At 52.5% G+C, this 13,099-nt stretch carries 9 protein-coding genes, 1 pseudogene and 1 riboswitch; of the genes and pseudogenes, 4 read left to right on the top strand and 6 right to left on the bottom strand.

What is annotated here, in order from left to right; genetic code table 11:
* Positions 1–162 (top strand): annotated as a pseudogene (locus tag ACMHXE_RS07795) (IS4 family transposase); the annotation flags it as partial.
* Positions 163–206: 44 nt separating this feature from the next.
* Here ACMHXE_RS07795 and ACMHXE_RS07790 read toward each other — a convergent pair.
* A complete protein-coding gene (locus ACMHXE_RS07790) occupies positions 207–2,363 on the bottom strand; it encodes a S46 family peptidase (RefSeq protein ID WP_413731896.1) in 2,157 nt (718 codons plus the stop codon).
* A 136-nt stretch (positions 2,364–2,499) separates the two neighbouring features.
* Positions 2,500–3,693 (bottom strand): aromatic amino acid transport family protein, encoded by a 1,194-nt coding sequence (locus ACMHXE_RS07785; protein WP_101057442.1) that lies wholly within the window; start codon positions 3,691–3,693, stop codon positions 2,500–2,502.
* Positions 3,694–4,193: 500 nt separating this feature from the next.
* A riboswitch (yybP-ykoY riboswitch) is annotated at positions 4,194–4,366 on the top strand.
* A 20-nt stretch (positions 4,367–4,386) separates the two neighbouring features.
* On the opposite strand from ACMHXE_RS07785, the gene ACMHXE_RS07780 reads away from it, so the two are divergent.
* Positions 4,387–4,944, top strand: a complete 558-nt coding sequence (locus tag ACMHXE_RS07780; protein ID WP_101057444.1) for a TMEM165/GDT1 family protein — start codon at positions 4,387–4,389, stop codon at positions 4,942–4,944.
* Between the two features lie 64 nt (positions 4,945–5,008).
* On the opposite strand, the gene katB is transcribed toward ACMHXE_RS07780, so the two are convergent.
* From katB to ACMHXE_RS07760, 4 genes are all read right to left on the bottom strand, one after another.
* Positions 5,009–6,472: a catalase KatB gene (katB, locus tag ACMHXE_RS07775; protein ID WP_224866117.1), complete on the bottom strand. Its 1,464-nt coding sequence runs from the start codon at positions 6,470–6,472 to the stop codon at positions 5,009–5,011.
* 343 nt (positions 6,473–6,815) lie between these two features.
* Complete coding sequence (locus ACMHXE_RS07770) at positions 6,816–7,097, bottom strand: YgjV family protein (protein WP_101057450.1); 282 nt, start codon at positions 7,095–7,097, stop codon at positions 6,816–6,818.
* Between the two features lie 267 nt (positions 7,098–7,364).
* A complete protein-coding gene (locus ACMHXE_RS07765; RefSeq protein WP_101057452.1) occupies positions 7,365–7,802 on the bottom strand; it encodes a PaaI family thioesterase in 438 nt (145 codons plus the stop codon).
* Positions 7,803–8,051: 249 nt separating this feature from the next.
* Complete coding sequence (locus tag ACMHXE_RS07760) at positions 8,052–10,553, bottom strand: S8 family serine peptidase (protein WP_413731892.1); 2,502 nt, start codon at positions 10,551–10,553, stop codon at positions 8,052–8,054.
* 412 nt (positions 10,554–10,965) lie between these two features.
* Here ACMHXE_RS07760 and ACMHXE_RS07755 point away from each other — a divergent pair, with 412 nt between their 5' ends.
* Both ACMHXE_RS07755 and ACMHXE_RS07750 read left to right on the top strand, forming a co-directional pair.
* Entirely contained in the window at positions 10,966–11,394 is a 429-nt protein-coding gene (locus ACMHXE_RS07755) for a curlin (protein ID WP_101057456.1), read from the top strand.
* A gap of 18 nt (positions 11,395–11,412) precedes the next feature.
* A complete protein-coding gene (locus ACMHXE_RS07750) occupies positions 11,413–12,849 on the top strand; it encodes a curlin (RefSeq protein WP_101057458.1) in 1,437 nt (478 codons plus the stop codon).
* Positions 12,850–13,099 lie beyond the last annotated feature (250 nt).

Here is a 13,099-nt window from a genome sequence, read left to right as displayed (position 1 = left end):
AAAGCGGTGTCACCAGGTAATACGCCGAAGCGTCTAAACAGTCTGCGAGGAGACTTGTCCATCCTCTTTATAGACAAACGCCCTAAGCCAAATCGACCTAGGGCGGTAAAAATATCAAAGACCCGATACCCTGTTAATCACAAGGCAGCCCCGCTTAAGTGAACTACGTTGCGCAACTTGGCGGGGATTGTTGTTGATGGCAAAGCTTACTTAACGATTTCCATCTCTTGCAGCAGGTTGTCTGCATTATCCAGATACTTCATCACCCACAGCATGTAACGGCTGTCCACCTGAATGGAGCGGTTGATGTTATCGTCGTAGTTCCAGTCACCTATGATGCTCTCATAAACACCGTCAAACAGCAGTCCCACCAGCTCGGCACGGCCGTTGAGGGTTGGCGAGCCTGAGTTACCGCCTGTGGTATCCAGAGTTGAGAGGAAGTTGACCGGTACCGAGTCAATATCCTTGAAGTAGAAGTCACCATATTGCTTGGCCTTGATAAGCTCCAGCTCTTTCTTGGGAGCATCGAAAGGCTCAACCCCTGTGTCTTTCTGCACTATGCCTTCCAGACGAGTGAAAGGTACGGCGTAGAGACCATCTTTGGGTGAGTAGCCCTTCACATGGCCCACTGTCACCCGCAGGCTGGAGTTGGCATCGGCATACACAGGTTTACCCTGCTCACGGTTGTAGGCAATGATGGCTTCCATGTACTGAGGACGCACCTTCATCAGCTCACCGGCCAACTCTTTCTTTTTCTGCTCCAGCTGCATACCTGTGTCATAGAAGGCCACAGCAAACTGGATCATAGGATCTTTCGAGGCCTTGAAATCGGCAACCGACTTGTCCATCCAGGCCAGACGCACATCTTTGTTATCCAGCTTGGTATTCTTGTACATCTTGTCCAGAGTCTTTTTCAGCTTGGCCTCATCGAGCTTGTTGCCTATGCCGAAGTACTTGTCCAGCGCCGGCAGCCGCTCAGACTTGGGCAGCGCCGCATAACGCTTGAGCATCTCAAACACCAGCGCCTTGTCGACACTGGCGGCATAACGGCGATCGATACGCTCCATACCGGCCTTGAAGCGGATCATGTCACGCTCCTGGAAACCCGGCTCGCGCTCCATGTCCGGCAATGCCTTTTCATTGGCCAGACGATAGAGTTCGCGGGCCGTTGGCAACATAGTGGTATACCCCAGATAGCCCAGGATAATGTCACGCTGCTGATCTGCCTGGCTTTGGGCGACCAGCTTGTCCAACTGTGCCAACACCTCACCATACTGGGCCTTGCGGCTGCTGTCGGCATCGATCCAACTCTTGAGCTTGGCTTCCAGGGTACGCTTGTCTTCCAGCATGGTCGACTTACCATAGAACTCGATCATCGAGGTGAAGTTCTTGGCATAGTTGGCCAGACCGGCGATCAGGCTCTCGTACTTGATGCGCTCATCACTGCCTTCCGGGGCCGTCTCTTTAATGATCTCGATAAAGCGCTCACGCAGCTCCTTGCCTTGTGGGTAAGACCACTCAAACTGGTTTTCCACTTCATTGCCGGTGCGGTATCTGTTGGTGCGGCCCGGGTAACCGGCCACCATCACAAAGTCCCCTTCCTTGACCCCTTTGGCCGACACCTTGAGGAAGCTCTTGGGCTCGTAAGGTACGTTATCCTTGGAGAAATCGGCCGGCTTGCCATTTTTGTTGACATAGGCGCGGTAGAAGGAGAAATCGCCTGTGTGGCGCGGCCACATCCAGTTGTCGACATCACCGCCGTACTTACCCACGCTGGCCGCCGGGTTATACACCAGACGAACATCACGGATTTCCAGCTGCTTCACCAGATAGTACTCGAGACCACCGTGGAAGCTGTAAACCTGACAGCGATAGCTATCTTCTTTTTCACACTGGGCCACCAGTGACTTCTCGGCCGCCTCGACGCCCTTGTAAAAAGCGTCGCCCTGCTTATTGTCCAGGCCTTGCTTGACCTTGTCGGTCACATTGGTGACCTCTTCGGTGACATATACCCGCGAGCCCGGAGTTGCCGGCAGTTCTTCGGCAAAGTTTTTCGCCAGGAAGCCATCACGCAGCAGATTCTTCTCCGGGGTGGAGTTGTACTGGATGGAGCCGTAGGCACAGTGATGGTTGGTTACCACCAGCCCCTTGGGCGAAACGAAAGACGCGGTGCAGCCGCCCAGGCTTATCACGGCATTCATCGGGAATTCGGTCAGCTTGGAGATAGACTTGGCGTCTATTTCCAGTCCTTTGGCCTTGAGTTCATCGGCCATGGCCGGCAATTGGTAGGGCTGCCACATACCCTCATCGGCCTGAGCACCAAAACTGGTAGCTATGGCCGTTGCAAGTAACCATTTTTTCATTCTAGTAAGTCCATTCGCTGGTATCAGTTCAATTTGTTGTTTTTGTGCAACAAAAAAGCCGGGCACAAGTCCCGACTTTAACACAGACTACCAAGCGGCTACAGACTCGGAAAAATTCCCTTACAAAGGGCTTCGCTTAGGCCCCCAGCGTCGCATACAACTGGGCAGCTATAATGCCTATCCCCAGGAGGGCCATCAGTGCCATCGCCGGTTTGCCACCGGCAACTTTGTAGCCTTCCGGCGACTCACGCCGCTGTTTCAGTGCTATGGCTATCGGCAGGAAGATGATGATCACCACTAAAGGCACGGCGGCAAAGCCCAGCAGCGCCGAAAAACCTTCTGGCAGATACAGGGCGCAGGCCAGCGGCGGAATAAAGGTCAGCAACCAGGTCTGCAGGCGGCCGACAAAGTTACTCTTGGCGCGGATAAGCTCGGCGCTGAAGTCAAACAGGCTCAGGGTCACTCCAAGAAACGAGGTGATCAACGCCAAGTCGGCAAACAGCCCAATGCACTTGCTCACCAAAGGCTGCTCGCTGATGGCCTGCAAGGCACTGATGAGTTTCGACAGTGAACCGCCAAAGCCATGAATGGTATCACCGCCGACAGTACCCAGGGTCACCAACAGCCAAAGCAGATAGCAGGCCAGCGGAATGCCGGAGCCTATCAGCAGCACCTTGCGCAGGGAAACCGTGTCACCATCAAGATAGCGCACCAGAGTGGCAATACAGACATGGAAACCAAAAGAGGTAAACACCACAGGCACGGCGGCAAGCCACACCTTGGCATAGGAATCGGTCGGCGCCTGCTCCAGTAAGGTATTCATATTCACCTCAGGCAGCAAAAACAGTACCACCAGCACCAGCATGACTATCATGGCAGAAAACAGCCCGCGGGAGAGCTTATCGACCCAGCCGACTCCCAAGGCGGCAAAACTGCCCAGAGCCAAGGTAAACAGCAGCACCGCATCCTGGCCATCCAGGGTCATATCGAACCAGGCCTTGGCCTTGAGCATCAGTAGCTCGGCGCCACCGGTCAAGTAGGCGGCGGTCAGGGCAAACAGCAGGCTGAGAAAAGCGGCGCTTTGAATCAGTTGCCCCGTCTTACCCAAGGCTTTACCTGTAATGACATGCAGGTTATCCCCCACGCCGGAGCGCAGATTGACTTCCAACATCAACAGTGAGGTGTAGGCGGAAATGCCCCAAATGACCAACATCAATAGCAGTGCCGGAAGCAAGCCCATGGCAGCTGTTGCCAGTGGCAAGGCCAACATACCGGCGCCAATCGCAGTACCCGCGACTATGGCTACAGAGCCCAATATTTTTAAGTTCACTAAAATTCGTCCTGTTCTTTTGTCTTGTTATCTTTAAGGTCAGATTTACCCAAGGGGAAAGGCGAATTGTCAGCGCAGCTGGCAAGCTGTAACGTCTTGGCCGCAGATGAAATTCCGCCTTACGGAGTTTCATTGGCCCCAACAGCTCAGCAAACAGAAGAGGTATGCCACCAAGCCACTGGGGCTAACTAAATCGTGGACAGCGGAATTGGGGACTGCAAAGATGCAAACTCAACACTGAGGCTCTTTCTCAAAAATTAACTTAACCGGGACATTAACAGAGCCACAGCCCTTGGGCAAGCGGGGAAGCGCGACTATCGGCCAGTTACCTTATGCTTCTACTTGATTCCTGATGCAGGGCTATCAAACGGAAACATAAACCATTTTCTCGACCTTCAGCGGCGTAAAAATCGCGCCACACTCTTTCCCAGACAAAGAAATCTCATTTTTATCGAAATCAGAGCAGTGTTGCCATGGCGAGCTTTATGGTTATAATGGCCGCCTCTGTCTTAGGGGAGTAGCTAACCTGGGTCCCGCCCAGGGGTAAGCATCAACACACTTGGCCTCATGCCATGGTGCTTACAGCAAGTTTAGGCTTGCCAGGCAAGACCTGAGCACGGTATACCGCACAAATATAAAGGGGTGGGCGGTGGACTGTGCTTGGAATTTTGCCACCCCGAAGGAACGCCCATTTTGGAAGCACTCATCGCCTCAACTCTCACTGTCGCCGTAGCCGAAATCGGTGACAAGACTCAGCTGTTGGCCCTGTTGTTGGCCGCTCGTTTCAAAAACAAGACCGCAATTATCTCAGGGATCCTTATCGCCACCCTGCTCAACCATTTTGCCGCCGCCTGGCTGGGCCAATGGGCCATGGGTTGGCTCAGCGCCGATATCGGCCGTTACCTTGTTGCCGGCAGTTTCTTTGCCATCGCCCTCTGGGTGCTGGTACCCGATAAGGTCGATGCCGAAGAGAGCCGCTTCTACCGCTATGGCCCCTTCGTAGCTACCTGTTTGCTGTTCTTTATCGCCGAAATGGGTGACAAGACCCAGGTCGCAACCGTGGTGCTGTCGGCCAAATACGATAGCCTGCTGATGGTAGTAACAGGCACCACTGTCGGCATGCTGTTGGCGAATGTTCCCGTGGTGCTGGCCGGCCATTTCAGTGCCGACAAGCTGCCCATGACCTGGATCCACAGAGGTTGCGCCCTGCTGTTTGCCCTTTTGGGGATAGCCACCCTGTTGTGGGAGTAGGAAAACCGCTGACAACGCAAAAGGGGCTGCTCAAGCTGCCCCTTTTACTTCCGGCGTGCAACTATCAGCTGACCAGCATCTCTTGCACCCGGCGGCCATAGTCGGCATCGGCCTGGCTGAAGTGGCCTATCATTCGCTGCTGCACATCCTGAGTCGCTTGACTCAGAGTACCGCAGATATTACTGATAAGCCTGGCCTTTTCCTCTTCCGGCAACAGGCGGTAAAGGTTGCCTGCCTGGGTGTAGTCATCCTGGCCATAACGGCTGTATCTGTCGGCTTCACCATCCAGGCGCAGTGGCGGCTCTTTGAACTCGGTCGCATCCTGCAGGCCGCTTGGCTGCGAGTTGGGGCCATAGTTTGCCGACGCATCGCCACCTGTCTGACTTCCATGGTAAGGGCACTGAGCCCCGGCCATGGCACCGGCACGTTGATGGTGATTGGCCTGAGTCGCGTGAGGACAGTTCACCGGCAACTGGTTATAGTTGGCTCCTATCCGATAACGCTGGGCATCGGCGTAGGCAAACAGGCGAGCCTGCAACATCTTGTCCGGCGACGCGCCAACACCGGGAACCAGGTTACTCGGCGCCAGTGCCACCTGCTCCACTTCGGCGAAGTAGTTCTGTGGCAGACGATTGAGCTCCAGTATCCCAACCTCGATCAGCGGGTAGTCCTTATGTGGCCATACCTTGGTCAAATCAAACGGGTTGATATGGTAAGTATTGGCATCGGCTTCCGGCATTATCTGTACCTTGAGCTTCCAACGGGGGAAATTACCATCCTGGATTGCCGCCACCATGTCGCGCTGGGCATGATCCGGATCGATTCCCTTCACCTTGGCGGCCTGCTCTTCAGTCAGGTTAGCTATCCCCTGCTCTGTCTTGAAATGGAACTTGACCCAGAAGCGCTCACCCTTGGCATTCCAAAATGAGAAGGTATGCGAGCCAAAGCCATGCATCTGCCGATAGTTGGCCGGAATGCCTCGGTCAGACATCAATACAGTCACCTGATGCAAGGACTCAGGGTTGAGCGACCAGAAGTCCCACATCGCCTGAGGATCTTTCAAATTAGTGTGCGGATTACGCTTCTGAGTGTGGATAAAATCAGGAAACTTGATGCCATCACGCAGGAAGAAGGTGGGGGTGTTATTGCCCACTATGTCGTGATTGCCGCGCTTGGTGTAGAAACGTACTCCAAAGCCACGGGGATCGCGCTCGGCATCGGCGCTGCCCATTTCACCGCCTACGGTCGAGAAACGAACAAAGGCCTCGGTCTGGGTACCAACACCCTGGAAATGTTCGGCTATGGTGTATTGGCTCATATCATTGGTCACAGTGAAGGTACCATAAACACCTGTGCCCTTGGCATGCACTACCCGTTCTGGGATCCGCTCGCGGTTGAAGTGGGCCAACTTTTCAATCAGGTGCCAGTCCTGCAGCAACAGCGGACCACGCTCTCCGGCGGAGAGGGAATTCTGATCGTCTGCGATAGGGGCGCCGCTCTGGCTGGTGATATATTGCTTCTGACTCATCTCGTGCTCCTTAGTCCTTTGTTTCGTTTAACCAGTTTTCAATCACATCATATATGGTAGCCATAGGTGCTCCCTTGAGCAGTCATATTGGCGATGTGGTCATCTTAGTCAAACAACCACGCTTTAAAAAACGATTAAAACTGATTATCACAATCCCGTTTATAGATTGCTTTGAGTTTGAGATTGAGAAACGGGGATAAAGAAATGCATAACCGAGATGACAGTGACTGCCAGTCAAGATGAAAAACGGCTAAAAGCAGAACAAGAAGATATTGTCACGAAAGAAACAAATGTTATAGAAACCGGCACCATGAGATTACTCGGGCGCCGGTGGTTTGCCAGCTTACTTATCATCTGATTTTTCAGCGTTTATTTGATCACTTGACGGCAATTCAGGCGCAGGGATGCGATAGAGTTTAACCAGGTAGTAGGCATCGATAAGCACTATAAAGAAGTTCACCAAAGCCACAGGATATGCAGCAATGGCCACACCATAGGCAACAAACAGCGCCGCTCCAAGCAGGTTCCACCAGCGCAGCCGTTTGATATTGGACATCATCAGAGAGATGGCCACCACTACTGATGCCAGATATCCGACCCACTCCCATATATTGATTGTATCCATCCAAGATCCCCTATTTCACAGCAGTGACAGTCTTCGAATCATGACCCCCCTGAATGCCAATTCCCGAACCCTCGCCTATAAGGATAGTCGCTAACAAACAGGAGCAAAAATGAATACTGGTGCTAAAACATCGGCTTTGGGCCTGTTGGCAATCTACCCAATTGCAACTAGGCCCATTGCCCATGCGGGTGAAATAATCTTGAAAAACAAACTGATAAAATGGCCTTAATCTATGCTTTTACGCAAGCGCCTCACTAGCATATGGCCCTAACGCTTGATCACGGCCGCGGTCATACGGGAGATACAGGTCAGCTCACCGGCGCTGTTATGAATAAGCACTTCCCAGACAGAGCTGCGTTTCCCCAAATGTACCGCTTTGGCGGTTGCCTTAAGTTCACCATTGCGAGCTGCCCGCAGGTGATTGGCGTTGATCTCCTGACCGACACAATAGTAGTTTTCAAAGTCCACCGCAAAATTGGCGGCATAGCTGGCCACAGTTTCTGCCAGTGCCACATTGGCACCACCATGTACTATTCCAAGTGGATTGTGGATAGCCGGAGACGCCGGCATGCTGGCCACCATATAGTCATCACCTATCTCAGTGATGCGGATCCCCAGTGTCTGCATCAGGGTGCCCTTGCCACTCATACCAACATCCAGTTTGGCACAATCTTCCAGGGTGATGGGGCGAAACCAAATACTCATCTTATTGTTATCCTTAGTACTCCAATAGGAAAATCAGTGTACTTGGCCGCCAGCATCCAAGTAAACCCGGCCAAGCAGATAAGCTTGCACCGACACAACTTCAATGAAAGGTAAAGCATTGGGCAACCTCCCCCAGCTTGAATGATTGCGATGTTCTGAAGTTATCTCCCCCTGTCATCAAAAATTAATTTTTGCGCGATGTGTTTATAAAAAAAGCGGCCAGCTGGCCGCTTTCATCTATTCGGGTTATCAGAATTGAGCAACAACAGGATCAGAGCAAAGCTCGGTTTCCAGCTCACAAACCTGATAAGTCACACTCTCGGCTTCAGTGCTGAAGCGATCACGGAACTGGCCATCGTTGGCGGTGGTCGCAACCTGCTCACCATCGCGGAAAATCGCCACTTCATCACCCAGGGCACCATTCCAGTTCACATCGACCATGGCGCTGCCACGACGGGACTTGAGGGCGCGGCTGATATCGGCAGAAATGCTGTGGGCAAATACCTGCACTTCCATGCTGACGCTGTCGCTGAGCTCAGTGGCATCGGTCGCTGTCAGGGTAACTGTGTAGGTACCAGCCTCGGCATACACATGTTGAGGGTTTGCCTCACTGGAAACAGAGCCGTCACCGAAATCCCAGTGGTAGCCGGCGATATCATCATTGATATCAGAGCTACTGTTGCTGAAGCTGACACTCAGACCTTCGGTTTGATAGTCAAAGCCGGCATTAGGTGCTGAAGGACCAGCTTCACCCAGCGCAGTGATCACCATACCCCAGTTGTTCAGGGTGCCATTGTCACCACCGGCGTGGTCAGTCACACTCAGAGTCCAGGTACCTTGGGCAATTTCACCATTGAAGTCGCCCAGATCCCAGCTCTTGACGATATCGTCATTGCTGCTGCCTTCGCGATTATGCAGCACCACTTCGGTACCGGATGGCGAAGTCAGGGTCACTGTCAAATCACCAATCCAGGTGTGGCTGATATTGACGTTGCTGTTGACCCCGAAGATCTGCAGCGGATCGGCGATCTCAATGGTGCTGGTCACTGTAGTGTTATCGGCAATAGCCACCGGGGTATCATTGCTGTATGGGAAGTCGTTCAGCCCTTGAGGGATGATTTCCAGGCTCACCACACTGCTCTTTTCAATACTGCCGTCATTACCCGATACCGTGATGGCGTAATCGCCCCACTGAGTCTCGGCTGTGCTGGCGACGTTCAGGCTAAAGCTGTCACCGGCACCAACGCTGGTGGCAGACAAAGATACCCCTTCCAGAGCGGGCTCCACACTGACACTCAGCTCAACACTGCCATTCCAACCGGCGACACTACCGACACTGAAGTCATAGCTGGTGCTTTCACCGGCTTCAATGGTGCGGGCAGCCGGGGTCACGCTGAAGCGATAACTTGGGCTTGGGTTGGCTTGATCGAGTGCGTTGGCCGCGTTCAGACGGGTACCGGCAACACTCTTGCCAGTCATGGCCGCATTGGCATCACCCGAATTCATCAACAGTGCTTTCATCTCAAGCGGTGTCAGATCCGGGTTGATGGACCACACCAGAGCCGCCACCCCGCTCACCATAGGCGTAGCCATTGAGGTGCCAGAGTAGCTCTCGTAACCACCACCTGGAACCGTTGACAGAATGGCACTGCCAGGCGCCGCCATGTCTACGCTGGTAGCCCCCCAGTTGGAGAACCATGAGATACCATCCGAGCTATCGGTACTGGCAATAGACATCACTATGTCCGATTCATAGTTGGACGGATAATGGGGGCTGGCATCATTGTCACTGGTATCGTTACCGGCCGCTGCCAGGAACAAAATACCTGCTTCACCGGCGGCTTCGATGGAATCCTTCAGCGCCTGGCTGAAACCACCGCCCCCCCAGGAGTTGTTGGTGGCCTTGATATCGACGCCATGATTCACCTTGAGATCCGTCATATAGTCAATACAGGCGATGGCATCGGCGGTAGAACCTGTACCGGCAGGAGTCAGGAACTGACAGCCAATAATCGTCACGTCCCAGTTTACCCCGGCGACACCCAGGCCATTATTTCCCTTGGCGCCGATGGTTCCTGCTACGTGGGTACCATGACCGTTACCGTCCATAGGATCGCCGTTATTATTGGCAGCACTGAAACCGTGAATATCATCAATCACACCGTTGCCGTCATCATCTATGCCGTTACCTGGAATTTCGCCCGGGTTGACCCACATGTTGGCCTGCAAATCAGGATGGTTATAATCAACCCCGGTGTCGATAACCCCGATGATCACATCCGTGCTGCCTGTAGTGACATCCCAAGCTTCGGGAGCATCAATATCGGCGTCAGCCACACCACCGGTTTGCCCAGTGTTATGCATGCCCCAGAGCTCAGGGAAACGAGGATCATCCGGCATGCCTATGGCGCGCAAAATGTAGTTGGGTTCAGCATATTTAACCGCCGGATGGCTGGAGATCATCTTGATCGCCTGCTCAATATCGGCTCCTTGGCGCAGATTCAGCTTTGCCAGACGGCCATCGAGCAAACGGGCAAATTTGTCATCTATACCATCGGCATTGGCATCACGCAAAGTACCACGTACCAGGCGCTGAGCCGCGGTGCGCTCCTCCTTGGTGGCATTATCCTTGTAAACCACCAGGATAGAGTCTTTGGCGTAACGAATCTCGTTTTTAGCCATTGCAGGCGCACTACCAAGCGCCATAACCCCAGCGACAGCTACTGCCAATGGCGAGAATTTTTTCAACATATTCGGGCTTCCTATAGTCCTTATAATCCCTTGATATCCGGAACGGCTTGCATCTGCGGCACTTCCTTGAAACGACAGGCAAACAGTGACCAGCGAGTGAAATCCGGCGTTTATTTATTGCAAATAGATTGTTACCGCAATGAAAACAATAGCGATAGTAGCAAACGGTAAAATACGACTTTAATACTAGACGTGTTAGGTATGAACAAACTTAAAAATCGCCAGAAATAAAACACAACTCATTGTTTATAAAACAAAATAAATCAATTCACCATTATTGCAAAAAGCAATATCGACTAAAGCCTAAATAGCCTTTAACTCCGATTGCGACCCCGGCTCAAGGCGCGTAACTTTTGTTGCTGATTTGTACCACTCTGGTTCAATCAAGGATATGTACGAAAAGGAGTCTTAGGTGTCGGTACTCGCAAAAATCCTGTTTGGTTCGGCCGTTTTGTTGACCAGTCTTGGTACAGCAGCGACAGAACGCCAGGTGAATGCACTACAGGAGTTGCCAGTCACCCTCCAGACGCTGCTGGAAACTCAGGGACGCGATAACTTGGTCGACCTGATGCAACAAGGCAGTTTCAACCAAGCCATCATAGTTCAAGCCGGAATTGACAACAGCGCCATCCTCACCCAAGCCGGGTTGGGAAATCAGGCGCAAGTAGTACAACTCGGGGTCAATAACCAGGTTGAAATGATGCAGGTGGGTGACGCCAATAAGGCAAACATCACTCAAATAGGCAATAACAATCTGGTGCAACTCAACCAGCTTGGCAGCGCCAATTTTTCGATACAACAAATTGCCGATGCTGCCACTATCAGCATCACGCAGTATTAAAAACACAGGGAGCGTTTAATGAAATCTCAAGCTAAAAAGTCACTGATTGCACTGGCTATCACAACGGGTCTGGGTATGAGTGCCCAAGCTTTCGCCGGCAGTGTCAATGAAATCTCAGTTAACCAACAGAGCCGCAGCACTGTAGGTCAGGAAGTCTATGCCGAGCAAACCGGCATTCTGAACCTGACTGTCATCAATCAAGAAGGTTCTGCCCAGGAAGCCACTGTGGTTCAAGACGGTGTTTGGCACGAAGCCTATGTTGATTCCAAGGGCGACGAAAACAAAATCACTGTAGCTCAGAATGAAGACTGGCACGTTGCCAGCGTCGATGTGGATGGTAACGTCAACACCGCAACTGTCGCTCAATCCGGTTTCTTCAACGAAGCCAATGTTGAGCTGATCGGTGACAACAACAGCGCCGAAGTAAACCAAAACGGTGACACCAACTTTGCAGTATTCCGTGTCAACGGCAACGACAACTTTGGCTACATCAGCCAGAACGGTAACAACAACGAAGCTGGCATGATAGCCGTTGATTTCAGTCCCAATGTAGGCAACGGCAACTCTGTGACCGTACTGCAGGAAGGTAACGCCAACATAGGTGGTGTTCGTGGCGTTGACGGTGATAACAATAGTATCGAAATTGATCAGGCAGGCGCTCTGAACACTGGCTTTGTTTATGCCCTGTCCGGCTCTGAAAACAGCATCGAAATGATGCAAACCGGCACAGCCAACACCGCAGTGCTCGAATTCACCACAGGTGATGACAACGACGTTGAAATCTATCAGAAAGGTGACGGCAACACGGTGGGCGATCTGCTGGTTGCCGATATTCAGGGTAGCGATAACCTAGTCGATATCCAGCAGGAAGGCGACACCAACGGCGTTGAATTTCAAATCTGGGGTGACGACAACAACATCGACCTGGAGCAGGATGGCAGCACCAACTTTGCCACTGCCGCCGCCTATGGCACAGACAACAGCATGGACCTGACTTCACAGGGGGATTACAACGAACTGGTCGCTTTCACCACAGGTGAAGACAACCAGATCGAAATCCATCAGGAAGGCACTGAAAACTTTGCTTATGCCGAACTGGAAGGCGATAACAACGAAGTGGATATGGAGCAAGACGGCAGCGCCAACGAAGCTCTGGTCACAGTGGTTGGCTACAACAATACCGATATCGAAACCACTCAAAGTGGTGAGCTCAACCTGGTTGATCTGCTGATCCTGGGTGATGACAACCTGGCTCAAATCGTTCAAAGCGGTGACAACAACTGGGTGAGCGGTGTTGAAGGCGGCGCCTTCGCCGTGGTTGGTACAGGTAACAGCCTGATGATCACCCAAAGCGGTAACGAAAACCTGGTTGTCGGTTCTCAGGCCGGCGCCAGCAATGCTATCAGCGTAACCCAAAGCGGCGACTACAACGTTGCCACTGTTATCCAGAACTAATCACTCTGGTGCTTTATGCGAAAGGGAGCCTCTTGGCTCCCTTTTTATTTGTCCAATCGCCAACTGAGCGTGAGTCATTATGGCTTGAAAACTCATGGTTCCAGCGGTTTCCAGGAAACCCCATACCATAAGCATCGAATAACAAGGCGAGTATTCGCCGCTGGCACGGCGGCTAGCATTGCTTTAAGCCTTAAATCCCTCACCAATACTTGCCGGGCTTTTGACCACAGACGTAACCCATCACCTGCGG

Source organism: Shewanella sp. BJSY2023SW007 (assembly GCF_047314525.1).
In the GTDB taxonomy this organism is placed as follows: Bacteria; Pseudomonadota; Gammaproteobacteria; order Enterobacterales; family Shewanellaceae; genus Shewanella; species Shewanella chilikensis.
Note: the sequence above shows the minus strand (reverse complement) of the source record. Positions and strands in the feature narration are given on the sequence as shown.